This window comes from Achromobacter piechaudii NBRC 102461, from assembly GCF_001571245.1.
GTDB lineage: Bacteria > Pseudomonadota > Gammaproteobacteria > Burkholderiales > Burkholderiaceae_B > Achromobacter > Achromobacter piechaudii.
In genome coordinates, this window is record NZ_BCTK01000006.1 from 143,933 (window position 1) to 169,663 (window position 25,731).

Below are 25,731 nucleotides of genomic sequence, written 5' to 3' on the forward strand. Positions count from 1 at the left end.
GTTGGCCGGCGACGCGCCGCTCAGGCGTATTTTCCGGTCAGCCCGCCATCGACCACCAGCTCGGTGCCCGTGATGTAGGACGCATCGTCCGACGCCAGGAAAGCCACCGCCTTCGCCACTTCCCCAGGCGTGCCCATGCGGCCCATCGGCACCTGCCGGTCGCGCGCGGCCAGCGCCGCTTGCAGATCGTTCGGGTCGTACATGCGCGCTACGTTCTGCGCCACGCGCGGCGTGTCGATCAAGCCGGGGATGACGGTATTCACGCGGATGCCGTCGGCGGCGTATTGCTGCGCCGCCATGCGCGCGAAATGGATGACCGCGGCCTTGCTGACGCTATAGGCCAGATGTGGATAACCGGTGTAGCGGATGCCCGCGATGGACGACACCGTGACGATGGCGCCGCCGCCTTGGCGACGCATCACGGGCGCCAGCAGGCGCGTGGCGATCAACAGGCTGGTCACGTTCACCTGCTGGATGCGATCCCAGTCCTCCAGCGAAATATCTTCCGGGCCGCCCACCTTGCCGATGCCTGCATTGGCTTGCAGGATGTCGATGCGGCCATAGCGGGCCAGCGCGACTTCTACAGCCGCCTGCATCGCATCGGGGTCGGCCACGTCCGCCTGCACCGGCAGCGCGCTGCCGCCTGCCTGTTCGACTTCATGGGCCGCGTCCTGCGCCGCCGCCAGATTGGCGTCCAGCGCAATGATGGCCGCGCCTTGCCGCGCCAGCGTCACGCAGCTGGCCTTGCCGATGCTCCAGCCCGTGGCGGACGCGCCGGCCCCGGCCACCAGCGCAACCTTGCCCGCCAGTCGCGTATCGGGGGCGGTGGCCGTCATGCGGATTCTCCGTCCTCTTGCTGATGGGTCTTGCCCTTGCCGACATAGGGAATGGCATGGTCGATGGTTTCCCAGATGTAGCGGCCCGAGGGGCTTTGCTGCTCTTCGGCCACGTGCGACACCAGGCCGGCCGCGCGCGAAATCACGGCAAAGCCGCGCATCAGATTGGTCGGCACGCCGATCTCGCTCAGTAGCGCCGCGACCGCGCCCGTGGCGTTGATGGTGATGTGCTTGCCATAGGTCTCGTCCACCGCCGCCGACAACAGACGCAGCGCCTTGAGCGATGCGCCTTGCAGGTCGGGTTCGGCCTCGGCCAGCGCCAGCAGCTTGATCGAGCGGGGATCGTCGGGCTTGTGCAGATGATGGCCGAAGCCGGGCAGCGCCTGGCGCTGTTCGCGGAATTCGCGTGCGATGGCCAGCGCTTCGGCGCGCCCGTCCGCCGCCGACTTGATGCGGTCCAGCAGGCGCGAGCAATTTTCCATCGTGCCGACGAACTGGCTGCCCACCGCCATCAGCCCCGAGGCCACCGCGCCTTGCAGGTTTTCAGGCGCGCTCATGTAGATCAGGCGCGTGGCGATGGCGCTGGGCGTCATGCCGTGCTCCATCAGCGTGACCAGCACCGCGTCGACGATGCGCATGTCCACCGGGCGCGCGTCGCGTCCCAGGATCTGCATGATCATGACTTCGGTGAAGGTCTTCTTGCCGATCAGCTCATCGACCAGATCGACGTCGCGGTACGACATGCCGGTCAGGTGATGGGCGCAAAGACGGGTTTCGGGCGTGTTCATGGCGTCTCCTTTTGTGCGGCGTCGCGCACGGCATTCTTCAGGACCTTGCCGACGCTGGAGCGCGGCAGGCTGTCATGGATATGGAATTGCTTGGGCGTGGCGACCGGGCCGAGCAGCGCGCGCACATGGGCCTTGAGCGCGTCGGCGTCGGCATGCGCGCCGGGGTGGAACTGCACGGCGGCGTGGACCGCCTCGCCCCACTTGTCGTCGGGCAGGCCGAACACCGAGCATTCGTACACGGCAGGGTGCGACGACAGTGCGTTCTCGACATCGACGGGATAGACGTTGAAGCCGCCCGTGATGATGACGTCGCGCAGCCGGTCCTTCAGGAACAGATAGCCGCGTGCGTCGATGAGGCCGGTGTCGCCGGTATGCAGCCAGCCATCGACCAGCGTTTCGGCGGTCTTCTCCGGCAGGCGCCAATAGCCCGTCATCGTCAGGTCGCCTTGCACCACGACTTCACCGATCTCGCCGCGTGGCAGCAGCGTGCCGTCGGGTGCCATGATGGCCACGTCGGACAGCCACGTCGCGCGTCCGACCGAGGCGCGGTTGCGCGGATCGTTCAGGTCCGAGGGGCGCAGCACGGTGGCGATCTGCGGCGCTTCGGTCTGCCCGTAGGTCGTGCCCAGCACGGGTCCGAAGAAGTCGCGCGCGCGTTCGATCTTTTCGGGCGGCATGGGCGCGCCGCCGTAGATCAGGTTGCGCAGCTTGGGAAAATCCGCGCGCGACACGCCGGGCTGCGCCATGATCATGTAGATCAAGGTAGGCGGCATGAAACTGAGCGTGCCGCCGCGTTCGCGGAATGCGGCGGTGATGGTGGCCGGCGTGACGCTGTCCAGCAACAGATGCGCGCCGCCTGCGGCCAGCACCGGCAGCACGTAGGTGCCGGTGCCATGCGTGATCGGGGCGGACACCACGTAGCGGTCGTCGCGCGTCAGTTCCCAACTGGCGATCTGGTTGATGATGCCGGCGTTCCACGCGCGGTACGGCTGCATCACGCCTTTGGGCAGGCCGGTGGTGCCGCCCGTGAACTTGATGGCTTGCGTGGCGTCGCGGGACAGCGCGTGGCGCTTCGGCTCGCGGCCGACGTCTTGCGCCAGCAAGGCATCCAGGCACAGGCCATCGTCCGCGCCATCTTCAAGATGGATGCGTGCGCTGTCCACGGTTATGGCCAGCGGATCGCCGACGGGGTCGACGATGACGATGGACGGCGAGGTCGCGTCCAGGATGCGCCCGATCTCCCGCGCGGTGCTGCGGTAGTTGAGCGGCACCCAGATCTTGCCGCTGGCCAGCACGGCCAGCAGCGCCAGGATGTGGCGGGCGGAATTGCCTGCGCAGATGGCCACGCGCGTCTGGGGTTCCGGGTCCAGGTCTTGCAACGCGGCGGCCAGCGCGCGGGTGCGGGCGGCCAGGTCGGCATAGGTCATGACGCCTTCCGGGCCGTCCAGCGCGACGCGTTCGGGATACTGCTCGGCCGCGCGGAAAAAGAAATCGATCGGGTACACCCTGTGCTCCTGAAACTAGTTGGCCTTGATGTTGGCGCGCTTGACGACCGCGGCCCATTTGTCGATTTCGCTGTCGATCTTCTTGGCGAAGGTCTCGGGCGTGTTGGGCGTGGCGGGCGCGTAGAAGCCGGCCTGCTTGTAGGACGCCTGCAATGCCGGGCTGGCCAGCGCCTGGTTCAAGGCTTCGTTCAGGCGCGCGATGACGGGTTGCGGCGTGCCGGCCGGCGCGACCAGGCCGAACCAGGATTCCACGTCGAAGCCGGGCAGGCTGGACTCGGCCAGCGTGGGCACGTCAGGGGCCGAGGGCAGTCGCTGCGGCGACGTGACGCCCAGCGCGCGCAGCTTGCCCGCCTGCACGTGCGGCAGCGACGAGGGCAGGTTGTCGAACATCGAATCGACCTGTCCGCCGAGCAGGTCCGCCACGGCGGGACCGCTGCCCCGGTAGGGCACGTGCAGGATGTCGGTGCCCGTTTCCATCTTGAACAGTTCGCACGACAGATGGATGGACGAGCCGCTGCCCGATGAGGCGCAGGTCAGCTTGCCCGGATGCGCGCGGGCGTAGGCGAGATATTCCTGCACGGTCTTGACCGGCAGCTTGGGATTGACGACCAGGATGTTGGGGATGGTCGCCACCATGCCCACGGGCTTGAAGTCTTTGATGAAGTCGTAGTTCAGCTGGCTATACAGGCTGCGATTGATCGTGTTGGCGATGGAGCCCACGTACAACGTGTAGCCATCGGGCGCTGCGCGCGACACGATTTCCGCGCCGATGTTGCTGTTGGCGCCCGTCTTGTTTTCGACGACGAAGGTCTGGCCCAGCAACTCGGACAGCGACTTGGCCATCAGGCGCGCGACGATATCGGTGGCGCCGCCCGCCGCGTAGCCGACCACCAGCGTCACGGGCCGTTCGGGGTAGGGCTTGGCGGCCAGGGTAGGGGCGCTGGCGGCAAGCGTGCCGCCCAGCGTCAGCGCGAGGGCGGCCAGCCGCCTCGTGTATGCAGTCTTCATCGTTGTCTCCGTCCTGTTTTGTCTAATATTTGGACAGATCTTTGTCTGCCCGATTTGATATTGGGCTCTGATGCAAGCCTCAGCAATGCAAGGTGTCCAAAATATGAACAAGCCGGAATCGGAGTCATCGGGGCCCGTCGTGCTGCGGCGCGGTCTGCGGGTGTTGGGCGTGTTGCGGCAAGCGGGGGCGGCCGGCATGCACGTGGCCGACATCGCGCGCGCGGCGGCCCTGCAGCGGTCCACCGCGTATCGCTACCTGGATGTGCTGGTCGAAGAGGGCTACGCGCTGCGCGAGTCGGACGCGCCACGCTGGCGCATCGCAGAGCTGGGCGTCTTGATGGCGGGCGACCCGCATGCGCAGGCGGTGCGCGGCCTGCGGCCGGTGCTGCGGCAGATCAGCGACGTGACCGGCGATTCGGCGTTTCTCATCTGCCGGGCGGCGAACGATTCGCTATGCCTGCATCGGGAAGTGGGCAATTACCCAGTGCAGGTGCTGGCGGTCACGGTGGGCCACCGCCAACCCTTGGGCGTGGGCGCGGCGGGCCTTGCGCTGCTGGCGGCCTTGCCGCCGGCCGAGGCCGATGACGTGGTGGCGCAGAACGAGCAGGCGTTGCGCGCTTACGGCGGCATGACTGGCGTGCAGATGCGGCGTCTGGTCGAGAACACGCGCGGCCGGGGTTGGTCGGTGGTGGGCAATGCGGCGGTGCCGGGGGTGCTGGGCGTGGGGGTCGCTGTGTGCGACGCCAGCGGCTATCCGCGTCTGGCAGTCAGCGTGTCCAGCCTGATCGATCGGATGCAGGCCGCGCGCCAGCGCAGCATTGCGGAATTGATCCGCAGCCAGCTGGCGCAGGACGAGCTCAGGCCGCAGCCGGCGCGGGGGCCCGATACGTCTTCTGGTAATGCACCGTGAACGTATTGAAGGCGTCCAGCGCCTTCTTGGGATCGTGGCCGGGCTTGACCAGAAAGCTGTTGAAGCCGACGCGCGCCTGATAGTGGATGGTGTCGATCATCACGTCGCCGACCGCGCGCAGTTCGCCCGTCCAGTGGTATTGCGTGCGCAGCAGTTGCGCCAGCGAATAGCCACGCCCGTCGGTGTAGTTGGGAAAGTCCACCGCGATGAAGGCGATGCCGGCAGGGTCCAGCTTGCCGTCGGCGTCGGCCAGATCACGCAGGTCGGCATCCGGTTCCAGCAGCACGGCCACCGGGTGATGGTGACGGCGCAAGGTGGCGCGTGACGTCTTCCAGATCGAGAGCGGCACGATCCAGCCGGGCTCGTCCGTGGGCACCTGGCCTGCGGCGGCCACTTCGGGTTCGGGCACGAAGGGGCGCGCGGTATCGGCTTGCAGGCGGCCGTCGCGGATCAGGTGCGGGCCGGGGGCGTCGTGGGCGTAGAGATCAGACATGGGCGGGCTCGGCGCTTTGTGCGGGTTTGGCGAAGGCGGGATCGGCGTAGACGTCCTGCTTGAAAGGGTCGATGCCGACGCGGTCCACCACGTCGATAAAGCGTTCGGATTCGCTGTCGCGCAGGCCCAGGTAGGTGCGGATCAACCGATCTACAACGCCCGGCACCTGATCGCGCGCGAACGAGGGGCCGATGATGCGGCCCACAGCGGCGCCGCCGCCACGCGTGGATTCCAGATCGGGCAGGGGTTTGGCCGCGCCATTCTGACGGCCGCCCAGCGTGACCTGATACCACTCTTCGCCGGCCTTATCGACACCCAGGATGCCGATGTGCCCCACGTGGTGGTGACCACAGGAATTGATGCAGCCCGAGATGTTCAGGTCCAGTTCGCCGATTTCGAACAGGTAGTCCAGGTCGTCGAACTGGCGCTGGATGGCTTCGGCCACGGGGATGGAGACGGCGTTGGCCAGGGCGCAGAAGTCACCGCCGGGACAGGCGATGATGTTGGTCAACAGCCCGACGTTGGGCGTGGCCAGGTTCAGCGCTTCCAGCTTCTGCCACAGCTCGTGCAGCCGCGCGCGGCGCACGTCGGCCAGGATCAGGTTCTGTTCGTGCGAGACGCGCAGTTCGCCAAAGCCATAGGCGTCGGCCAGATCGGCCATGGCGTCCATCTGGTCGGCAGTGATGTCGCCGGGCGGCACGCCGGTGGGCTTGAGCGAGACGGTCACGGCGGCGTAGCCGGCGACCTTGTGCCCGTGCACATTGGTGCGCAGCCAGCGCGCAAAGCGCTTGTCGTTCGCGGCCAGGGCGTCGGTGTTGTCGGCGTCGTCGCGGGCAGAGGCATCGTATTGCGGCCACACGAAGCGGGCCTTGATGCTGTCGACGAATTCCTGGCTGATGGTGTCGGGGCCGTCCTTGATGAGCTGCCACTGTTCATCGACCTGCTGCGCATAGACTTCGGGCGTCAGGTCCTTGACCAGGATCTTGATGCGCGCCTTGTACTTGTTGTCGCGGCGGCCGTGCAGGTTGTAGACGCGCAGCGCGGCTTGCAGATAGGTCAGCAGATGCTGCCAGGGCACGAAGGGATTGATCAGCTTGCCGACGATGGGCGTGCGGCCCATGCCGCCGCCGACCCACACGCGAAAGCCCAGCGCGCCGTCGCGTTCAACGGCTTGCAGGCCGATATCGTGTACGCCCACGGCCGCGCGGTCTTGTACCGCGCCGCTGACGGCGATCTTGAATTTGCGCGGCAGGAAGGCGAATTCGGGGTGCAGCGTGGACCACTGGCGAATGATCTCGCACCACACGAGGGGGTCGACGAGTTCATCGGGCGCGACGCCGGCAAAGTGGTCGGTGGTGGTGTTGCGGATGCAGTTGCCGCTGGTCTGGATGGCGTGCATCTGCACGGTGGCCAGTTCCGCCAGGATGTCCGGCACGTCTTCCAGCTTGGGCCAGTTGAACTGGATGTTCTGGCGGGTGCTGAAGTGCCCGTAGCCACGGTCCCACTTGCGCGCGATGTGCGCCAGCGTGCGCAGTTGGCGCGACGCCAGCATGCCGTAGGGGATGGCCACGCGCAGCATGGGCGCGTGGCGCTGGATGTACAGGCCGTTCTGCAGGCGCAGAACGCGGAATTCATCTTCGGTGAGCTGGCCGTCGAGGAAGCGGCGCGTCTGATCGGCAAACTGCGCCACTCGCTGCTCGACTAGCTGCTGGTCGACGGGGTCATACACGTACATGTCTACTGCCCTTGTGGTCTTCTCGGTCTGAGCCCTGTTGCGGCCGGCGCGAGGCGCGGCGAAAAGGCGATTCATAACCGTAACAGCCACCAGACAGCACCGTCTAAGTCATTCTGGTAATAAGGAAATATTGCCCCCATGCTTCGCGCCTTCGGCGCTTTCCTGCGCATTGATTGCGCGCTATGCCACCAACTACACCGCCGCGTTCACCGCCCAGCGGGCGACGAGGACCAGCACGATCACCAGCACCGCCGCCAGCAGCAGGCCGGTGGCGATCAGGGGGCCGGGTTTGTTGTGGGCGATGTCGGCGTCATAGCCGCGGCCGCGCCGCACGCCGAAAAAACCCCAGAGCACGGAGCGGACCGTGCGCAGGAAACTAAGCATATGCGCCTCGTGGCGGATGAGGGGAACTGGCACTGTAGGCGCTGGCGCGGGCGCCAAACAGATGCAGATCCGCGTCAAGCGACCGTATCAGCGGCAGCCGGACTCGACGCCCCGATGCCGCGCACGATGTGTTCCAGCAACTCGCGCGCGGCGGGCGAGATGTGGCGGCCGGCGCGGCTCAGGACGTGCAGGCTGCCTTGGTTCAGAATCGGATTGGCCAGCGGCAGGCTGGCCAGGCGCTGGGCGCGCATGTCGGCGGTGACGGCGATGGGCGGCGTGAGTGCATAGCCGATGCCCGCCGCCGCGAACTGCCACAGCGCCTTGAACGAGGACGTCGTCAGCACGTTGCGCAGCCGCACCTGTTCGCTGATCTCGGCGGCCTGGATGTGCTGGCGCACGCCGAAGCCCTCCTGCATCGACGCGCCGGGATGATCGGCCAGGTCCGTCAACAGCAGCGGGCGGCCCAGGCGGGTCAGCGGATGGTCCTGCCGGACGATGGCGCGGATCGGCTCGGGCCGCGAATAATGCGTGCGCAGGCGCGCGTCGTTGGGCGGCTGGAACACCAACCCTATATAGGCGCGGTCGTCCACAATGCGTTGCACGATTTCCGACGTGCGCGCCACCTCGATGTCCAGCGTGACCTCCGGATGGCTGCGCCAGTAGCCGGGCAGCACGCGGTCGAACATCAGTTCGACGAAGCCTTCCCCCAGCACCAGGTCGATATGGCCGCGCTCGGCGTTGCGCAGGCTGTCGATCTCGGAAAAGAAGCTCTCCTGGATGTTCTGCTGCCGCTTCACGTAGCGCGCCAGGATGTGCCCAGCGTCGGTCGGCACCACGCCGCGCCCGCGACGTTCGAACAGCGCCATGCCACAGTCGCGTTCCAGCGCGGCGATGGCTCGGCTGACGGCCGACGGGTCCAGGTCCAGCACTTCGGCCGCGCCGCGCACCGAGCCTCGGCTCATGACCTGCATGAAATAGTGGGTACGGCGGGCGTCGAGTTTTTCATCCATGGCGGTGCTCCAGGCGGGCGGGGTGCGGCGGCAGATCCACAATCGAATTTAAGGGTTTACCCGTATCAAATTCGATAACGTGCAAAATTTTCCCAGGAAAACGCCGTGTGTTGCATTTTACGCAACGCTTATGCGGTGGCGCTGTCATGGTTGCCGCTTGGGCCCTCCGGCGAAAATCGCGCCTGCTGTGCGAACGCGCGCCATTGCCGCGCGCCGCCGTGCCGCCACGAAAACTTATTCACGTTCATCAGGGGAATTCGATGTCTTACGCCAGCGCCAGCCTGGCCGCGCCTTCCATGCCGCTATCCGCCCGCATTCGTATGCTTGCCGCCATCTTGTTGGTGGTGGTCATTTCCGAAGCGATCGGCAGCGTCACGTTTTCGGTGGGCCCGGGCAAGATCGTTCTGCAACCGATGCTGTGGGCCATTTTCATTGGCGCCATCGTGGCGGCGTTCGGCCAGCGGCTGCCCGTGGGCGCCGGCATCGACAAAGCCATGCAGACCCGCATCAGCGGCTACCTGCAATACGCGCTGCTGCCGTTCCTGGCCAAGCTGGGCCTGATGGTGGGCGGCGCGCTGCCGCAGGTGCGCGAAGCCGGCTGGGCGCTGGTGTTCCAGGAATTTGGCCACTTCTTCGGCACCATGGCCATCGGCCTGCCGCTGGCGCTGCTGCTGGGCATCAAACGCGAAGCCATCGGCGCCACCTTCTCGGTGGGCCGCGAGCCCAGCCTGGCGATCATCGGCGAACGCTACGGCATGAACTCGCCCGAAGGCCGTGGCGTAATGGCCGAGTACATCACCGGCACGGTGATCGGCGCGCTGTTCGTGGCCCTGATGGCCGGCTTCATCACCAGCCTGAACATTTTTGATCCGCGCTCGCTCGCCATGGGCGCGGGCGTGGGCTCCGGCAGCATGATGGCCGCCGGCGTGGGCGCCATCGCGTCCCAGCAGACGCCGGAAATGGCGCATCAGGTGGCCGCGCTGGCCGCCGCCGCCAACCTGCTGACGACGGTGGTGGGCGTGTACTTCACGCTCTTCATCTCGCTGCCGACCACGATCTTCCTGTACGGCAAGCTCGAACCCGTGCTGGGACGCTTCTCGCGCGGCAAGGCGTCGGAATCGGTGGTGGACGAAAGTGTCTCCGAGGACGTGCCGGCCCACAGCTCCAAGATGGGTTTCGGCGACCGCCTGACCGCCTATGTCATTTGCGGCCTGTTCGCGCTGGTGGGCAACCGCCTGGGCTACAACGTGCCCTTCATGGACGCACTGCCGGGCATGGGCATCATCATCCTGCTCGTCGTGCTGACCGACCTGATCCTGCGCGTGGTGCCCAAGCTGCCCGCCGTGTTCGTGCTGTCGCTGATCGCCATGACGGCCGGCTGCCCCGGCGTGCTGCCGTACTCGGACCAGATCATCGCGCTGGTCGGCAAGGTGAACTTCCTGCCGTTCACGACGGTGATCCTGGCCATGGCCGGTCTGTCGATCCTGAAAGACCTGCCGGCCTTCCGCAAGCTGGGCTGGAAGATCGTGGTGGTGTCCCTGGCCGCCAACGCCGGCACCTTCCTGGGCGCCACGATGATCGCGGAATTCTTCCACTGATCATCCACGCGTAGCGCGCAGGAAATGAAAACCGCCTGACAAATGTCAGGCGGTTTTTTCTTGGGCGAAGCCCGCGCGATAGCGGGCGTTGTCGGTGACGTTCTCGGTGGCGCCGATGTTGGCCACGGCGGGCACGCCGACGGCGGCGGCCTTGACCGCGACAGCGGCCTGCCATTCCTGCACCTGCGGGTTGCCCATGGCGACGCGGTAAGGCTGCAACGGCGTCAAGCCTTCGATGGTGCCCAGGTCATTGGAATTGCCCGCCCGCTGCTGCACGGCGGCATCCGCCTGCGCCGCGTAGGCGTCCACGGCGCGGCGCAGGCGCGTGTCGGCGTATTGGTCGCGCAAAATATTCGGGTCGAAGGCGGGGGCAAGTTCCGTGTCCAGCGCGGTTCGGCCATCCAGCGCCACGGCCGCGGGCGCGCGGACGTCTGCGGCGGCATCGGCACGCGCCAATTCGGCGGCTTCACGGGTACGCGCTATGCGCTGCGCTTCCCACGCGGCTTGCGCCTGGCGGCTACGCTGGGCGTCACGTATGGCGGCTTCGCGGGCCAGGCGCTCGGCTTCAAAGGTGGGCTGGGTGTCGTTGACCAGCGGCACGCGCGCCGGGTAGGGCGCGGCAACGCGGGCAATGGGGGGGATCGCAGTGACGTTCATGCTTGCTCCCTGTGCGAGTCGACAGCCGCCCATGGCGGGCGTCCGGCGAAGGCTGACAAGACCAAAATTTACCGCGTGGCGGTCGTGGTGTCGTGTCAGCCCGTCGCACTAGGATGCAAGGCGTAACCGTGTCAGGCGGGGGGCAGCGTCGCCTGCAGGGAGGGGCGGGCGTTGAAGGCCTTGAACCAGGCGGCCACGCCAGGGTGGGCGCCGCGCCAGTCGTAGCTGCCGAACCGGAAGTCCAGATAGCCCAGCGCGCAGGCGATGGTGATCGTGCCGATGTCCATCCGGCCGTCCAGTCGGGTCACGCTCTTTTCCAGCTGCGCCAGCGCGTCGTGCGCCTTGCTCATCTGGCCGTCGACCCAGTCGGTCCAGCGCAGCGCTTCGGGACGCAGCGCGACTTCGTAGCGGGCCAGCAGCGCGGCATCCATGACGCCATCGCCCAAGGCCTGATCGGCAAGCGCCTGCCAGCGCGCGGGGCCGTTCGCGGGGAACAGCGTGCCGCCGCCCAGATCGTTCAGGTATTCGCAGATGACGCGGCTGTCATAGAGCACCTGGCCGTCGTCCGTGATCAAGGTGGGCACCTTGCCCAGCGGGTTGCTGGGGATGATGCTCTTGTCGCGGGCGACGGGGCCAGCGGCGCTGGGCAGTTTTTCGATGCGGTCGGTCAAGCCCAGTTCGTGCGCAATGACCATGCATTTGCGCACGAAGGGAGATGCCGGCGAGAAAAACAATTTCATATCGGTCCTTGTCGGTTGCGTAGCGTCTTTGGTGAAAGCGAAAAGCAGCCGCAAGCGTACCGGATATGCGACTTATCCGGTGACGCCGGTTTCCAGGCAGGGATTGAATTCGCCCGTTGCCGGATCGCGCAGGAACAGCACGCCGGTTGCCACGCCGAAGTACGTGCCGTGCAGTTCCAGCTCGCCCTTTTCAACGCGGCGGCGGATCGACGGGAACGTCATCAGGTTGTTCAGGCTGTGTTCGACCACGGCCAGTTCCAGGCGCTTGAGCTTGGTCTGGCGGTCGCCGTCGCTGGGGCCCAGGCGTTCGGCCACCGGTTCGATCTGCGACATCCACTTGCCGATAAAGTCGCCTTTGGACAGCGGCTTGGCGTCGTCGAAGAACGAGCGGATGCCGCCGCAGGACGCGTGGCCCAGCACGACGATGTGCTTGACGTTCAGGCCGTTGACGGCGAATTCGATCGCGGCGCTGGTGCCGTGATAAGACGATTCCGAATCCGGTTCACAGGGCGGGACCAGGTTGGCCACGTTGCGCACCACGAACATCTCGCCGGGCCCGGCGTCAAAGATCACTTCAGGCGATACGCGCGAGTCGCAGCAGCCAATGAGAAGAATTTCCGGGCTTTGCCCGAGTTCAGCCAGCTTCTGATAGCGGCTGCTTTCCGAATGGAAACGGCCGTCCAGGAACGATTGATAGCCTTCGGTGAGTCTTTTGGGAAACATGATGGTCACTTCCTAGTAACGAGGCCAGGCTTGCTGGCACGCCGACAGACGCAATAAGGGGCTTCGTTTGGAAGCCCCTGTTATCGAGTCGGCAAGCGGAATTTTCCCATATTTGTCCCTACAACCCCCTGTCTAAACCCTGCTCGAATCAGGGTTTTTGACCCGGGCGAGGCAAGCAATCCTATTGCGCGCGCACGTCCAGCACCGTGACCTTGGTGAATTGCAGCGGCGTGGTGGCCTTGACCAGCCGGATCTGCCCCGGCTGGATGGGGCCGATCACGTCTTCGTTGACCCGGCCCACTTCACGGCCCTGCGCGTCGTACAGCACGTAGGTCAGCACGGCGCTGGAGACCGGCCGCCCCGACAGGTTGGCCAAAGATCCGGTGATGGTGGACATGTTGATGTTGGTGTCGCGCACGGCCTGCACGTTGCCCAGCGTGACGCCGTAAGTCAGGCTTTGTGCGCTGACGGCGCCGGACAGGCCGGCAAGCATGACGACGGTAAAAGCGTGGGCAAGTTTCATGGCGGTCTCCTGTGTGCCGGCGCAGGGGGCGCTTGACTGTCCGCGCCGCCCTTTGCGTCGTCCGCGTAGCGACGCGGACAGGGGTATCTCACACCTTTCCGAAGCCCTGCACAACGGGTCGAAAGGATGAATCGGTAACAGGTTGCATGGGTTGTTCCCAGATTCGTCGCCTACTGACAAAGATGCGTCGGAATGTCTCTAAATTGAGATCTTTCGGCCTTGTATTTTCCTAACTTTTCGAAGCTTGCAGTGCGGAGCGCTTTGTTCGATGATTGCCGGGTCGGCACGTGGCCGAAGGCCCGCTTTCAAGCGTGTATCCGCGAAGGCGGGCGTCTAACGCAAGGGAGAAACTCATGCTTTCCCGTACTAGCCAGTTGGCCTCGGCCATTGTGTTGTCCGCATGTTTTTTCGGGGCCTATGCCCAGACCCCCGCCGCGCCCGCCAAGACGCCCACGCCGCAACAGCAGCGCATGGCCGACTGCAACAAGTCCGCCACCGGTAAAACGGGCGATGACCGCAAGGCCTACATGAGCAGCTGCCTGAAGGGCGAAGCGGCCGCGCCGGAAAAGAAGTTGACCCCGCAGCAGCAAAAGATGAAGGACTGCAACGCCAAGGCCGGCGATCAGAAGCTGACCGGCGACGCCCGCAAGACCTTCATGAGCACCTGCCTGAAGGGCTGATCGGCCTTCGCCGGCTTTCGACGCCGCGACCAGGCTGAATCCGCAATCCCCAAAAAAAAGCGCCAGACGAAAGCCTGGCGCTTTTTGCGTCGCCCTTCGGTCTACACCGTGGCGATCGGGGTGACCGGCGAACCGATCGCGTGCGGCAGGCGCAGCGGCGGCGCGGTCAGCATGAAGTGATGGCGGCCATTGGCGTGCAGGAAGTCCGCCAGATCCTTCAGATACCAAAGCTCGGCCAGCGGCAGGCCCAGCTTGAACAGGCAGTGGTGATGCAGCGGCAGCATGGCGCGCGGGCCGGTCTTTTCCCGCGCGGGGTACGCCTCGACCGCGTAGTTGTCGGCGCAGATCGCCGCGATGCCGCTGTCGGTGATCCATTGCAGCAAGGCCGCGTCGGTGCCGTCCAGCGCCGCGCCGTAGGTGTGCAGCACCTGCGGGTCCGGCGTGCCGTTCATGGCGACGACGGCCTCGGCGTAGCCGGTGCGCAGCACCAGCATGTCGCCGCGTTCGACCGTGATGCCGTCCGTGTCGATCACATGCATCAGCTCGGCATGGCCGATCAGCGTGCGGCCTGGGCCGTAGTGGCGGAACAGGTCCACCAGCACGCCGCGCCCCTGCATGCCTTTTTGCGCCAGGTTTTCCACGCCCAGCTTCAACGCGGCGGACGGGCCTCCCGTGCCGCAACCGCAGCCGGTGTGCTCGCCATCGGCCGGGCCGACCACATCCACGCCGGCCTCGAAGCCGTTGTAGTAGCGCAATTCAGGCGTGCCGTCGCCATCGGCGTCGAACAGCGCGCCTACGTGCGCCAACGCATCCCACTGCGTGGAATATTGCATCGACAGCAGCACCTGGTCGTCGCTCAACACGTCCAGCGCGTCGGGGTTGACGTTCTTGAGCGGGAAGTTCAGGTAGGGCGTGTCGGCCAGCCGCGTCGGGCTCAGTTGCGGCGGATGGCGGCGCGGGTTCAGCACGTTGCCCCCCGGCAGGTCCAGCGGCAACGACAGGCAGAACGTCTTGCCGGCGCGGATTTCGCGCGCGCCTTTCAAGACCTGTTCTTCGGTGATGAGGTTCAGGCGGCCAAGTTGGTCGTCGGGCCCGAAGTCGCCCCAGTTGGAGCCTTCGGGCCGATGTTTCCAGCGCTGCATGCGGTTACTCCGTCAGGAAGTCGACGACCGCGCGGGTGAAGGCTTCCGGTTGCTCCCAGTTCGAGATGTGGGAGGTGTTCAGTTCGACATAGCGCGCGCCGGCAATGGCAGCGGCCAGCTCGCGGCCCTGGGCGGGCGTGGCGGCCAGATCGTGCGTGCTGCTGATGACGAGGGTGGGCGCGGTGATGGCGGCGACCTGTTCGCGGTAGTCGGCATCGCGCAGCGCGGCGCAGTTGGCCGAGTAGCCCGCGTCCGGCGTGCGGCGCAGCATGTCGATCAGCACTTGCGTCAGGCCCGGTTCGGCGGCGCGGTAGCCGTCGGTCAGCCAGCGTTCGACCAGCGTGGGCGCCATCTTTTCCAGCGATTGCTCGGCAACGGCCGCGATGCGGGTGCTCCAGCCTTCCGCCGAGCCGATGCGCGCGGCGGTGTTGCACAGGATCAGCTTGCCGACGCGTTCCGGATGCGACAGCGCCAGCGCGATGCCGGTGGGGCCGCCCATCGACAGGCCGCAGAAATGCGCGCGTTCGATGTTCAGGTGCGCCAGCAGTTCGGCGACGTCGCCGGCCAGTTGCGCGAACGTGTATTCGCCGTCGGGAATCGACGACTTGCCATGGCCCCGGGTGTCGTAGCGCAGCACGCGGAAGTGGCGGGTCAATTCAGGAATCTGCCGTGCCCACATGTCGGAGCAGGTGCCCAGCGAATTGGACAGCACCAGCACCGGCGCGTCGGCCGGGCCATCGATGACGTAGAACAGCCGGGCGTGGCTGAGATCGGCGTAAGCCATGTGGGATTACCTCGGATGAAACGGCGGCCGCGCAAGGGCGGCCGCTGGGGGATTACAGGTGGCAGGTGCCGTCGACGTAGGCTTTGCGCCAGCGCGTGATGGTCACGCGGTCGAACAGATTGGCCTGCGAGAACGGGTCGGCGTCGATGAACTGCTGCGCGGCTTCGCGCGTGTCCAGGTCAACGATGTACAGGCCGCCGCCAGCGTCCTTGCCGTCGTCTTGCAGCTTGGCGCCGCACGCCAGCAGCAGCTGCTTGTTGGCGTCCAGGTATTCCAGATGCGCAGCGCGGTGCTGCTGGCGTACTTCCTGGTGGTTGGGCTTGTCGAAGGTTTCGATGATGTAGGGCATGCAGTGCTCCTGTCAGATCGCCGAGGGGTGGCGCGCCAGCGCCGTGACGTTGATGTCCATGTACGGAAACAGCGGCAGAGAGGCCAGCAGCGTGTGCAGCTCGTCATTGCTTTCGACGTCGAAGATGCTGACGTTGGCGTAGCGGCCGACCACGCGCCACAGCTCTTTCCACTTGCCGTCGCGTTGCAGTTGCTGGGCCAGGGCCTTTTCGTCCGCCTTCAGCTTGTCGGCGCGTTCAGCCGGCATGTCGACGGGAAGATTGACTTGCATTTCAACCATGAACAGCATGATGAGGACTCCTGATTAGCGGGAAAATTTCAGCGGCAGGCCGGTCAGCGCCAGCAGCTCGTCGGCGGTGACGTCGCCGAATATGTCGGTCACGGTCACGCCATCGGCGCGGATGTCGAACACGGCTACGTCCGTATAGACGCGCGATACGCAGCGCACACCGGTCAGCGGATAGGTGCAGGCCTGGACCAGCTTGCTCTGGCCTTCACGCGTTTGCAGTTCCATCATCACGAAGACGTCTTTCGCGCCGATGGCCAGGTCCATCGCGCCGCCGACGGCGGGGATGGCGTCCGGCGCGCCGGTGTGCCAGTTGGCCAGGTCGCCGTGCTGCGAGACCTGGAACGCGCCCAGCACGCAGATGTCCAGATGGCCGCCGCGCATCATCGCGAACGAATCGGCGTGATGGAAGAACGAGCAGCCCGGCAGTTCGGTGACCGGCTGCTTGCCGGCGTTGATCAGGTCGTAGTCTTCTTCGCCCTTGGCCGGCGCGGGGCCCATGCCCAGCATGCCGTTTTCGGTATGCAGGATGACTTCGCGGTCAGCCGGCAGGTGGTTGGCCACCAGCGTGGGCAGGCCGATGCCCAGGTTGACGTAGGCGCCTTCAGGGATGTCCTGCGCGACGCGGGCGGCGATCTGGTCGCGGGTCAGTTTGGTGCTCATTGCTGCTCCTTGGCGGCGTCGATCTGCACGACGCGCTTCACGAAGATGCCGGGGGTGACGACGGTTTCGGGGTCCAGCGCGCCCAGTTCAACCACTTCGCGCACCTGCGCCACGGCCACGCGCGCGGCGCTTGCCATGATGGGGCCGAAGTTGCGGGCGGTCTTGCGGTAGACCAGGTTGCCCCAGCGGTCGCCGCGCTCTGCCTTGATCAGCGCGTAGTCCGCGTGCAGCGGATATTCCAGCACGTAGTGACGGCCGTTGATCTCGCGCACTTCCTTGCCATCGGCCAGCGGGGTGCCGTAGCCGGTGGGCGAGAAGAACGCGCCGATGCCGGCGCCGGCGGCGCGGATGCGCTCGGCCAGGTTGCCTTGGGGCACCAGTTCAAGTTCGATCTTGCCGCTGCGGTACAGGCCGTCGAAGATCTGCGAATCCACTTGGCGCGGAAACGAGCAGATGATCTTGCGCACGCGGTTGGCGCCCAGCAGGGCGGCCAGGCCGGTGGTGCCGTTACCGGCGTTGTTGTTGATGATGACCAGGTCTTTCGCGCCCTGTTCGAGCAGGGCGTCGATCAATTCCATGGGCTGGCCGGCGGTGCCGAAGCCGCCGATCATGACGGTGGCGCCGTCGGGTACGTCCGCCAGGGCGGCCGCCGCGCTTGCAACAAGCTTAGAGATCATGATGTTCGCTCATAGGTGGCGTGTCATAATTTGTTCTTCCTTAGAACTTTCGTTCTTGTGGAGAACATCGTTTCATGGGGACCGTACAGCGTCAAGGCAAGCCGGCGCATGACGGTCCTCCATCGTTTGGCGTTGCCCGCAATGGCAACGAACGGCTCGCCAGCGGCGAGCTTTTTACTCTTGGGACCATACGGATGGCCGAGCAAGATCCTCAACAGCCCAGCGACAGCTACGTGCAATCCTTCGCGCGCGGCCTGTCGGTAATCCGGGCCTTCGGCCCCGGCCGTTCGCAGATGACGCTGTCCGAAGTCGCCGCCGTCACGGGCCTGACCCGAGCCGGTGCGCGCCGCATCCTGCTGACGCTTGAGCACCTGGGTTACGTCACGGCGTTCGACCGCAAGTTCTCGCTGACCCCGCGCATCCTGGAACTGGGCTACGCCTACCTGTCCGGCACGCCGCTGTGGAACCTGGCGTTGCCGTACATGGAAGAGGTGGCCGAGCAGACGCGCGAATCGTGTTCGGTGTCGGTGCTGGAAGGCGCCGACATCGTCTACATCCTGCGCCTGTCCACGCACAAGGTGATGACCATCAACCTGGCCGTGGGCAGCCGGCTGCCGGCGTGGGTGACGTCGATGGGCCGCGTGCTGCTGGCGGGCCTGCCCGAACCCGAACTGGACCGCGTGCTGGCGATGAGCCAGATCCAGGCGTACACGCCCCAGACGGTCACCGACATCGCCGAACTCAAGCGCCTGCTGGCCGGCGTGCGCGCCGATGGCTACGCCTGCGTGGCGCAGGAACTGGAGCCGGGCTTGCAGTCGGTCGCGGTGCCCATCGTGGACCGCAGCGGCCGCGTGATCGCCGCGATGAACGTCAGCGGGCAATCCAACCGTTTCACGCGCGAGGCCATGCTGGAGGCCTTTCTTCCACCGTTGCGCCACGCCGCCGACCAGATCAACCACGCGCTGCTGCGCCGCTAGAAGCGGCGGGCAGGCGGGCAGGTCGAGCCGGGCGGTCATTGCGCGCTCAGATGGGGGCGACGCCCAGCGTCGTGCCGCCGCACACGTACAGCATCTGGCCCGTCACGAAGCCGTTGTCGGGCGACAGGAAGAACATGGCGGCGCGCGCCACGTCTTCCGGCGTGCCCAGCCGCTTGACGACGATGCTGTTGATGATGCGTTCGGTTTGCGGCGCGCCGGCCGGATTGCTCTTGGTGAACAGATCGGTGGCGATCGGGCCGGGCCCGATGGCGTTGACGGTGATGCCGTCGCCGCCCAGCTCCATGGCCAGCGTGCGGGTCAGCCCCACCAGCCCGGCCTTGGTGGCCGAATAGACCACGCGTTCGGGCTTGCCCAGCGCCGCGCGCGAAGACATGTTCACGATGCGGCCGAAGCCGGCTTCGCGCATGGCGGGCAGCGCGGCCTGCACCAGGATCAGCGCGGTGCGCAGATGCAGGTTCACCACATAGTCCAGATCGGCCAGGGTGGCCGTGTCGGCCGTGCCCGGGCGCGTTGCGCCGGCGTTGTTGACCAGGCCCACGATGTTGTAGGCGCTGGTGACTTCGGCGGCGACTTCCTTGGTGCGCGCTTCATCGGTCAGATCGGCCTGATACGAGACCAGACCCGCTGGCGGATTCTCGGGCAGGCGGTAGTCGATGTTGACCACCTTGTGGCCGGCCTCCAGCAGCATGCGGATGATGGCGGCGCCTATGCCGGCGCTGCCGCCAGTGACGAGATACGCAGTCGGTTTGCTCATATCGGTTTCCAGTCTGTTCAATGAAAGCGCTAGCGATCAGTGCGTCGCGTAGCCCCAGGCCAGCACTGCGGTGATGTGGATCACGCCCACCCACAGCATCATGATGACGGTGTAGCCCATCACGTCGCGCAGCTTGAGCTTGGACAGGGCCAGCGCCGGCAGGATCCAGAAGGGCTGCACCAGGTCGTTCCAGGCATTGCCCAGCATGACAGCCATCGTCGTCTGGTTCATGGCGCTGCCGATTTCCTTGGCGGCGTCGATCATGAACGGACCCTGGATCACCCAGTGGCCGCCAGCGGAGGGCGCGAAGAAGTTGATGAAGAACGAGCTGATCAGGCCCCAGAACGGCAGCGTGGCCGGCGTGGCGAAATCAACGAACACCTGCGAGATCGACGTCACGAGGCCCGAGGCGGCCATGATGGCCATGATGCCGGCGTAGAACGGGTATTGCAGGATGATCCCGGAAATCGTCTTGATGCCTTCGGTCAGCTTGGCCACGTAGGCGGCCGGCGTGCCCAGCAGGATGATGCCCAGGAACAGGATGATGAAGTTGATCAGGTTCAGGTCCAGCGAGCCGCCGTCCATGAAGTGGAACGTGACGTAGGCGATGCCCAGCGCGCCGATCAGCAGGCTCAGGATGCGGCTGTTGTTCAGCTTCGAGGCGATGGTGCCCTTTTCCAGCATGTCTTCGACGGCGTTGGACGCGTTGGCGTCGCGGTCGATGGCCGGGTCCACTTCGACGATCTTCTCGCCCTTCTTGGGGTGCAGCCAGGCGTTGAGCAGCGGCAGCGTGATGATGATGACCAGGCTGGTGATCAGCATGGGCACCGAGAAGATGGTTTCCGACAGCGGGATGGTGCCCATCTGCTTGGCGGTGGGGTGGCCGGGGGTGGCGACCAGCACCGGGATGCTGGCGGACAGGCCCAGGCCGTACATGGTGAAGCCGCTATAGGCCGCCGCGATGATCAGCGGGTAGTGCACGCCCTTGACCTTGAGCGCCAGCTTCTTGGCGACGATGCCGCCGATGACCAGGCCGAAGCCCCAGTTCAGGTAGCTGCCCACGCCGCCCACCAGCGTGGCGACGATGATGGCGGTGTGCGGCTTGTGCACGTGGCTGACGATGCGGTTCAACAGGCGATCGGTCAGCGGCGCGGTGGCCAGCACGTAGCCCATGGCCAGGATCACGGCCATCTGGGTCGTGAACGCCAGAAGGCTCCAGAAGCCCTTGCCCCAGGCGCGGGTGACGTCGCCAAGGCTCTGGCCTTCGATGCCCATGGCCAGCAGCACGGTGAGCAGGGTCAGCGCGATCGCGAAGACAAAGGGATCGGGCAGATACTTGCGCATCAGCTCGGTAAAGAATGAAGCGAGTTTATTCATGGTGCCTCCAACAACTCCGTAGGCGGGTTCTCTGGTGTCTGGACCCGCGCGCCATCGGGTGGCGATGCGCGCGCGGGATCGACGATTGGTTTTCTTTGTGTGGCGGGGCGCGTGGCCCGATGGCGCGATGGGGGGAAGCCCTCGCGCCTTATCTGTTGTGGAATTGGGGTGGAAACGCCGTCAGGAGTCGTCGGCCTTGCTGTTCAGCCATGCCGTCAATTCGCCCAGCGCCGCGCTTTTCTCGCGCAGCACGCGTTCGCGGCGCTCGGGGCTCCAGGTATAGAAACCCTGGCCGCTCTTGGCGCCGATCTGGCCGCTGTCGACCTTGCTTTTGAGCAGGTCCGACGGCTCGGTGCGGTTTTCGAGATCTTTGTAGAGGTAGCTGGCGATCGCGTAGTGCACGTCGATGCCGTTCATATCGCGCTGTTCCAGCGGGCCGGACAGCGCCAGCCGGATGCCCAGGCTCCACTTGACCACTTCGTCGATGTCTTCGGCGCTGGCCACGCCCTTTTCCAACAGCGAAATGGCCTCGCGCGCCAGCGCGTGCTGGATGCGATTGGCGATGAAGCCGGGGATGTCCTGGCGCACCAGCACCGGCCGCTTGCCGGCAAAGCGCAAGGTCGCCATGACCTGCGCGACGGTGGCTTCGGAGGTCTCGTCGTTGCGCACCACTTCCACCAGTGGAATGACGTCGGCGGGCGTGAAGAAGTGGGTGCCCACGAAGCGGTCGCGGCGCGCGACGGCGCTGGCGATGGCATTGATGGACAGGCCCGAGGTGTTGGTGGCGAAGAGGGTATGCGCGGGGCACAGCGCGTCAAGCTGGGCGAAAAGGCCGCGCTTGAGTTCCAGGTTTTCGGGCACGGCCTCGATGACCAGTTCACTGGTCGAGGCCGCTTGCAGGCTGGCGTCCATGCGGATGCGCGCAAGGGATTCCTGCACCTGGTCGGGGGCGTAGACGTTCAGCTGGCGGTCGATGACGGCGCGCGCGCGGTCCAGCGCGCCGGGCATCGGATCGATCAGGACGATGTTCAGTCCCTTCGAGGCGAACAGGGCCGCGATGCCGCTGCCCATGGCGCCTGCGCCGATGACGGCGAGATTCTTGAGGGGAGTATCCATGACAGTTCGCTTGGTGCTTGCAGCCGGGCGTTGCAGGCAGGCACGCGGGGAACCAGGGTGATCTCTGTCTCGTCCTCGGGTGCCTTCCTGTGCGGCGCGGCCAGAAAGATCTTTTTGTTCTATATACGAACATTTGTGCGTGTATAGAATTTCTGTCAGGGATAGTACTAAAAGTTGCCAGGGGTGGACAAACGGCGCTTCTGCGGTGTTCGGCAGGTGGACGCTGCCGCCACCTAGCCCGAATTGCGCAGCCCGGCCGCGATGCCGTTGATCGTCAGGTGTATGGCGCGCTGCACGCGTTCGTCGATATCCGCCCGGGGGTTGTTCTGCGCGGCGCGGTGACGCCGGATCAGGTCGATCTGCAAATAGTTCAAGGGGTCGATATAGGCGAAGCGTTCGCGCAGGGATTCCTGCAACGTCGGGCTGTCTGCCAGCAACTCACGCTGGGTCAACAGCTTGAGCATCGACAGCGTGCGGCCATGTTCGGCGCTGATCAGGCCGAACACGCGTTCGCGCAGGCCGCGCTGCGGCACCAACTGCGCATAGCGCGCCGCGATGGCCAGGTCGGACTTGGCCAACACCATTTCCATGTTGGACAGCAGCGTGCGAAACGCCGGCCAGTCGCGCGCCATCTCGCGCAGCTGCGCCAGCCGTGCGCGGCGCGAGCGCGGCCCCTCGGGCGCGCCCACTTCCAGATAGGCTTCGATGGCCGAGCCCATGCCATACCAGCCCGTCAGCATCAGCCGGCATTGGGCCCACGAAAAGCCCCACGGAATCGCGCGCAGGTCTTCGATGCGCTGACCCTTCTTGCGCGAGGCCGGCCGCGAACCGATGTTCAGCCCCGCGATTTCGCTGATGGGCGTGGCGGCGAAAAAGTATTCGGCAAAGCGCGGCGTGTCGTAGACCAGGCCGCGATAGGTGCGCTGCGCGGTTTCCGACATGAACGACATGGCCGGGCCGTGCTGGGCCATGTGCGCGTCTTCGGCGCTGGTGGCTTCGGCGCGCGGCGCCAGGCTGGATTCCAGCGTGGCGGCGACCAGCAATTCCAGATGCCAGCGGCCGACTTCGGCATCCTTGTACTTGCTTTGTATGACTTCGCCCTGCTCGGTCAGCCGGATCTGGCCGGCCACGGTGCCCGGCGGCTGCGCCAGGATGGCGTCAAAGCTGGAGCCGCCGCCACGGCCCACGGAACCGCCGCGTCCGTGGAACAGGCGCAGGCGCACGTTGCGCGCCGAGAACACGTCGACCAGCGCGCGTTCGGCCTGGTAGAGCGACCAGTTCGACGTCAGGAAGCCGCCGTCCTTGTTGCTGTCCGAATAGCCCAGCATGACTTCCTGCGCGCCGTTCTGCGCCTGCTTCACGCGCTGGCGCACTTCGGGCAGGTCCAGCCACGCGGCCATGATGTCGGCCCCGCGCTGCAAGTCGGGAATGGTCTCGAACAGCGGCACCACCATCAAGCCGTCGTCGGCGTCCAGCTCCTGGCCGGCCGGCGCGATCAGGCCGGCTTCCTTTTGCAGCACCATGACTTCAAGCAGATCGCTCAAGGTCTCGGTATGCGACACGATGGTCTGGCGCACGGCCTGCTTGCCATAGCGCGCCCGGCCCGCGGCGGCGGCGCGCAGCACGGCAAGTTCGCGCGTGGTGTCTTCGCTGTAGGCGATCCAGGGCGATGCCAGCGGGCGCGCTTGCGCGAGTTCGGTGCGCAGGATCGCCACGCGTGCGTCTTCGTCCAGCGCCAGATAGTCCAGCGGCTTGCCCTCGTGCTGCGTGCCGGCGCGTTCGAACAATTCGGCCAGCGCGCGTTCGTGCACGTCGGAACTTTGGCGCAGGTCCACGGTGGCCAGGTGAAAGCCGAACACCTGGACGGCTTGCTGCAAGCCCGACAGGCGCAGCCGCGCGATGGGCGCGGCGTGATGCGCGGCCAGCGACGCCGCGATCACGGCCAGGTCGGCGGACAGCTCTTGCGGCGCTTGGTACGGGGGCGCGGCCACGGTGCTGCGGCGCGCCAGGTCCTGTCCGGTCAGCGCTTGCGCGGTGGCGGCCAGGCGGGCGTAGACGCCGACCAGCGCGCGGCGATAGGGTTCGTCGCTGCGGTGGGGGGAATCGTCGCCGCTGCTGTCAGCCAGCGCCAGCAGTTCGGGGTCGGCGGAGATCAGCAAGGTCGTGATCGACAGCTCCGCGCCCAGCGCGTGCACCTCTTGCAGATAGTGTTCGAACAGCACGGTGGCCTGGCGCAGCAGCGCGCGTTCCAGCGTGCCGGCGTCCACGTTGGGGTTGCCGTCGCGGTCACCGCCGATCCAGCTGCCCATGCGCAGAAAGGGTTCCAGGGGCGCGGGCGGCGCGGCGAAGGGCTTGGCCGGTTCGCGGTTCAGCAGCTTGGACAGGTCCGCATACAGCCGGGGGATGACTTGCAGAAAGGTGCTGCGGTAGTACGACAGCGCGTTCTCGATCTCGTCGGCGACCGTCAGCCGCGTGTAACGCAGCATGCGGGTCTGCCACAGCGTGGCGACGCGGCCGAGCAGGGCGGCGTCCAGTTCGGCCAGTTCCTCGGGGGTCAGCGGGCCGTCTCGCTGGGTGAGCGCCAGCGCGATTTCGCGGTGCACGTCCAGCGTGCTCTTGCGCTGCACTTCAGTGGGATGCGCGGTCAGCACCGGCACCACGCTGGCATCGGCCAGCAGGCGGCGGATGCGCGCAACGCTCACGCCCTGCTTGCCCAATGTCTGTACGGCATCGCGCAGGCTGCCGCGCGGCGCGGTGTCGCCCGCCATGGCGCGCGCGCGCTGGCGGCGGTTCTGGTCGCGGTCTTCGGCAATGTTGGCCAGGTGCAGAAAGTAGCTGAACGCGCGCGCCACCGAATTCGGGTCGTTGCCTTGCAGGCGTTTGACGCGTTGTTCCAGCAGCTTGCTGTCCGCCTCGTTGCCCTCGCGCCGGAACTTCACGGCGGTGCGGCGCAGGGTTTCAATCGTGTCGAACACGCGCTTGCCTTCGCATTCCGCAATCACGGCGCCCAGAAAGCGCCCTAGCAGGCGGATATCGTGGCGCAAGGGTTCTGCGGAATCGGACTGCGGGCGGCTGGCTTTCATCGGGCGGAGGTTCCGTCGGAAAAGGAAGTAAGTAAGAAAACGTGGGCGTTGCGGCACTACCGGGAAAATCGGACCGATTGATTTTACGCAGCGTTCCTGACGGGAACGTCGCTTTGTCTCGGTTAAAGTTCACGGTGTCCCTTCGTCTTTCTAGAAGCCCCCTTTATGCAAAATCATCAACGTCGCGCGCTCGTGCTGTTCTCGGGCGGCCAGGATTCCACCACTTGCCTGGCGTGGGCGCTGGACCGCTATGCCCACGTGGAGACCGTGGCGTTCGATTACGGCCAACGCCATCACATCGAACTATCGGCCCGCCTGAACGTGCTGCGCGACATCCGCGCGAACTTTCCGGACTGGGCGCCGCGCCTGGGCGAAGACCACTTGCTGGACCTGAAGGTGCTGGGCCAGGTGGGCGATACCGCCATGACCAGCGACCGCGCCATCGAGATGCAGGCCAACGGGCTGCCCAATACGTTCGTGCCGGGGCGCAACCTGCTGTTCCTGACGCTGGCGGCCGCGCTGGGTTACCGGCGACAGCTGGATGTGCTGGTGGGCGGCATGTGCGAAACGGATTTTTCGGGCTATCCCGATTGCCGCGACGACACCATCAAGGCGCAGCAGGTCGCGCTGGGTTTGGGGCTGGGCTCGCGGGTGACGATCGAGACGCCGCTGATGTGGATCGACAAGTCCGAGACCTGGGCGCTGGCGTATCAGCTGGGTGGCGACGCGCTGGTGGAAACCATCGTCGAAGAAAGCCACACCTGTTATCTGGGCGAGCGCGGCGCGCGGCACGACTGGGGCTACGGCTGCGGCGAATGCCCGGCCTGCAAGCTGCGCAAGATCGGCTGGGAAAAATGGGTGGTCGCCTCGGCCGCCGAAGGCTGAACGCGGGCCGGCGCGCGCGCGCGCTGCG

The 25,731-nt window shown here is 66.1% G+C and carries 27 protein-coding genes; 5 read left to right on the forward strand and 22 right to left on the reverse strand.

Annotation, left to right across the window (positions count from 1 at the left end; genetic code table 11):
• Positions 1 to 20: 20 nt before the first annotated feature.
• The 4 genes from API01S_RS12835 to API01S_RS12850 are packed head-to-tail and all read right to left on the reverse strand — an operon-like array spanning position 21 to position 4,137.
• On the reverse strand, positions 21 to 836 hold the full coding sequence (locus API01S_RS12835) for an SDR family NAD(P)-dependent oxidoreductase (RefSeq protein ID WP_061304701.1): 816 nt from the start codon (positions 834 to 836) through the stop codon (positions 21 to 23).
• The gene (locus API01S_RS12840) at positions 833 to 1,624 is read right to left on the reverse strand and encodes a citryl-CoA lyase (protein ID WP_050728563.1); all 792 of its coding nucleotides are present in this window, start codon (positions 1,622 to 1,624) and stop codon (positions 833 to 835) included. The genes API01S_RS12835 and API01S_RS12840 overlap by 4 nt, the downstream gene beginning before the upstream one ends.
• Positions 1,621 to 3,129 (reverse strand): class I adenylate-forming enzyme family protein, encoded by a 1,509-nt coding sequence (locus API01S_RS12845; protein ID WP_050728564.1) that lies wholly within the window; start codon positions 3,127 to 3,129, stop codon positions 1,621 to 1,623. Before API01S_RS12845 ends, API01S_RS12840 begins: the two co-directional genes overlap by 4 nt.
• A gap of 15 nt (positions 3,130 to 3,144) precedes the next feature.
• Positions 3,145 to 4,137 (reverse strand): Bug family tripartite tricarboxylate transporter substrate binding protein, encoded by a 993-nt coding sequence (locus API01S_RS12850; protein WP_050728565.1) that lies wholly within the window; start codon positions 4,135 to 4,137, stop codon positions 3,145 to 3,147.
• A gap of 103 nt (positions 4,138 to 4,240) precedes the next feature.
• Between API01S_RS12850 and API01S_RS12855 the strand changes: the two genes are divergently transcribed.
• Positions 4,241 to 5,047, forward strand: coding sequence for an IclR family transcriptional regulator (locus tag API01S_RS12855; protein ID WP_050728566.1), 807 nt, complete (start codon positions 4,241 to 4,243; stop codon positions 5,045 to 5,047).
• On the opposite strand, the gene API01S_RS12860 is transcribed toward API01S_RS12855, so the two are convergent.
• The 4 genes from API01S_RS12860 to API01S_RS12875 form a co-directional block, all read right to left on the reverse strand.
• Entirely contained in the window at positions 4,995 to 5,540 is a 546-nt protein-coding gene (locus API01S_RS12860; RefSeq protein ID WP_050728567.1) for a DUF934 domain-containing protein, read from the reverse strand. The genes API01S_RS12855 and API01S_RS12860 overlap by 53 nt on opposite strands.
• A complete protein-coding gene (locus tag API01S_RS12865) occupies positions 5,533 to 7,275 on the reverse strand; it encodes a nitrite/sulfite reductase (protein ID WP_061304703.1) in 1,743 nt (580 codons plus the stop codon). Before API01S_RS12865 ends, API01S_RS12860 begins: the two co-directional genes overlap by 8 nt.
• 192 nt (positions 7,276 to 7,467) lie before the next feature.
• Positions 7,468 to 7,659 carry a DUF2970 domain-containing protein gene (locus tag API01S_RS12870; RefSeq protein ID WP_006216063.1) on the reverse strand — a complete coding sequence of 64 codons (192 nt, stop codon included), beginning with the start codon at positions 7,657 to 7,659 and terminating at the stop codon, positions 7,468 to 7,470.
• A gap of 74 nt (positions 7,660 to 7,733) precedes the next feature.
• On the reverse strand, positions 7,734 to 8,669 hold the full coding sequence (locus tag API01S_RS12875; protein ID WP_061304705.1) for a LysR family transcriptional regulator: 936 nt from the start codon (positions 8,667 to 8,669) through the stop codon (positions 7,734 to 7,736).
• 260 nt (positions 8,670 to 8,929) lie between these two features.
• On the opposite strand from API01S_RS12875, the gene API01S_RS12880 reads away from it, so the two are divergent.
• Entirely contained in the window at positions 8,930 to 10,267 is a 1,338-nt protein-coding gene (locus tag API01S_RS12880) for a DUF3100 domain-containing protein (RefSeq protein ID WP_006216060.1), read from the forward strand.
• A 45-nt stretch (positions 10,268 to 10,312) separates the two neighbouring features.
• On the opposite strand, the gene API01S_RS12885 is transcribed toward API01S_RS12880, so the two are convergent.
• From API01S_RS12885 to API01S_RS12900, 4 genes are all read right to left on the reverse strand, one after another.
• Complete coding sequence (locus tag API01S_RS12885) at positions 10,313 to 10,924, reverse strand: hypothetical protein (RefSeq protein WP_050728569.1); 612 nt, start codon at positions 10,922 to 10,924, stop codon at positions 10,313 to 10,315.
• Positions 10,925 to 11,055: 131 nt separating this feature from the next.
• Positions 11,056 to 11,664 (reverse strand): glutathione S-transferase, encoded by a 609-nt coding sequence (locus API01S_RS12890; RefSeq protein ID WP_050728570.1) that lies wholly within the window; start codon positions 11,662 to 11,664, stop codon positions 11,056 to 11,058.
• A gap of 72 nt (positions 11,665 to 11,736) precedes the next feature.
• Complete coding sequence (locus API01S_RS12895) at positions 11,737 to 12,387, reverse strand: carbonic anhydrase (protein WP_050728571.1); 651 nt, start codon at positions 12,385 to 12,387, stop codon at positions 11,737 to 11,739.
• Between the two features lie 181 nt (positions 12,388 to 12,568).
• The gene (locus API01S_RS12900) at positions 12,569 to 12,910 is read right to left on the reverse strand and encodes an FxLYD domain-containing protein (RefSeq protein ID WP_006216056.1); all 342 of its coding nucleotides are present in this window, start codon (positions 12,908 to 12,910) and stop codon (positions 12,569 to 12,571) included.
• A 353-nt stretch (positions 12,911 to 13,263) separates the two neighbouring features.
• Here API01S_RS12900 and API01S_RS12905 point away from each other — a divergent pair, with 353 nt between their 5' ends.
• Positions 13,264 to 13,590: a PsiF family protein gene (locus tag API01S_RS12905; RefSeq protein ID WP_006216055.1), complete on the forward strand. Its 327-nt coding sequence runs from the start codon at positions 13,264 to 13,266 to the stop codon at positions 13,588 to 13,590.
• Between the two features lie 101 nt (positions 13,591 to 13,691).
• Here API01S_RS12905 and API01S_RS12910 read toward each other — a convergent pair whose 3' ends face one another.
• The 6 genes from API01S_RS12910 to API01S_RS12935 are packed head-to-tail and all read right to left on the reverse strand — an operon-like array spanning position 13,692 to position 17,490.
• Positions 13,692 to 14,732: a cyclase family protein gene (locus tag API01S_RS12910; RefSeq protein WP_050728572.1), complete on the reverse strand. Its 1,041-nt coding sequence runs from the start codon at positions 14,730 to 14,732 to the stop codon at positions 13,692 to 13,694.
• Between the two features lie 4 nt (positions 14,733 to 14,736).
• Entirely contained in the window at positions 14,737 to 15,516 is a 780-nt protein-coding gene (gene pcaD, locus API01S_RS12915; RefSeq protein WP_006216053.1) for a 3-oxoadipate enol-lactonase, read from the reverse strand.
• A gap of 52 nt (positions 15,517 to 15,568) precedes the next feature.
• Positions 15,569 to 15,865, reverse strand: a complete 297-nt coding sequence (locus API01S_RS12920) for a YciI family protein (protein ID WP_006216052.1) — start codon at positions 15,863 to 15,865, stop codon at positions 15,569 to 15,571.
• A 12-nt stretch (positions 15,866 to 15,877) separates the two neighbouring features.
• Positions 15,878 to 16,153 (reverse strand): muconolactone Delta-isomerase, encoded by a 276-nt coding sequence (catC, locus tag API01S_RS12925; RefSeq protein WP_006216051.1) that lies wholly within the window; start codon positions 16,151 to 16,153, stop codon positions 15,878 to 15,880.
• Between the two features lie 15 nt (positions 16,154 to 16,168).
• Positions 16,169 to 16,813 carry a 3-oxoacid CoA-transferase subunit B gene (locus tag API01S_RS12930; protein ID WP_006216050.1) on the reverse strand — a complete coding sequence of 215 codons (645 nt, stop codon included), beginning with the start codon at positions 16,811 to 16,813 and terminating at the stop codon, positions 16,169 to 16,171.
• On the reverse strand, positions 16,810 to 17,490 hold the full coding sequence (locus tag API01S_RS12935) for a 3-oxoacid CoA-transferase subunit A (RefSeq protein WP_006216049.1): 681 nt from the start codon (positions 17,488 to 17,490) through the stop codon (positions 16,810 to 16,812). Before API01S_RS12935 ends, API01S_RS12930 begins: the two co-directional genes overlap by 4 nt.
• 194 nt (positions 17,491 to 17,684) lie before the next feature.
• Here API01S_RS12935 and API01S_RS12940 point away from each other — a divergent pair, with 194 nt between their 5' ends.
• Positions 17,685 to 18,467 carry an IclR family transcriptional regulator gene (locus tag API01S_RS12940; protein WP_039882413.1) on the forward strand — a complete coding sequence of 261 codons (783 nt, stop codon included), beginning with the start codon at positions 17,685 to 17,687 and terminating at the stop codon, positions 18,465 to 18,467.
• Positions 18,468 to 18,513: 46 nt separating this feature from the next.
• Here API01S_RS12940 and API01S_RS12945 read toward each other — a convergent pair whose 3' ends face one another.
• The 4 genes from API01S_RS12945 to ppc all read right to left on the reverse strand — a co-directional run bounded on the left by API01S_RS12945 (position 18,514) and on the right by ppc (position 24,818).
• Positions 18,514 to 19,242, reverse strand: coding sequence for an SDR family NAD(P)-dependent oxidoreductase (locus API01S_RS12945; protein WP_006216047.1), 729 nt, complete (start codon positions 19,240 to 19,242; stop codon positions 18,514 to 18,516).
• 36 nt (positions 19,243 to 19,278) lie between these two features.
• On the reverse strand, positions 19,279 to 20,619 hold the full coding sequence (locus API01S_RS12950; protein WP_061304707.1) for a short-chain fatty acid transporter: 1,341 nt from the start codon (positions 20,617 to 20,619) through the stop codon (positions 19,279 to 19,281).
• Positions 20,620 to 20,799: 180 nt separating this feature from the next.
• On the reverse strand, positions 20,800 to 21,735 hold the full coding sequence (locus API01S_RS12955) for a 3-hydroxyacyl-CoA dehydrogenase family protein (protein WP_061304710.1): 936 nt from the start codon (positions 21,733 to 21,735) through the stop codon (positions 20,800 to 20,802).
• Between the two features lie 233 nt (positions 21,736 to 21,968).
• Positions 21,969 to 24,818, reverse strand: a complete 2,850-nt coding sequence (gene ppc / locus API01S_RS12960) for a phosphoenolpyruvate carboxylase (protein WP_050728574.1) — start codon at positions 24,816 to 24,818, stop codon at positions 21,969 to 21,971.
• Between the two features lie 165 nt (positions 24,819 to 24,983).
• Between ppc and queC the strand changes: the two genes are divergently transcribed.
• Positions 24,984 to 25,703, forward strand: a complete 720-nt coding sequence (gene queC / locus API01S_RS12965; RefSeq protein WP_006216041.1) for a 7-cyano-7-deazaguanine synthase QueC — start codon at positions 24,984 to 24,986, stop codon at positions 25,701 to 25,703.
• Positions 25,704 to 25,731 lie beyond the last annotated feature (28 nt).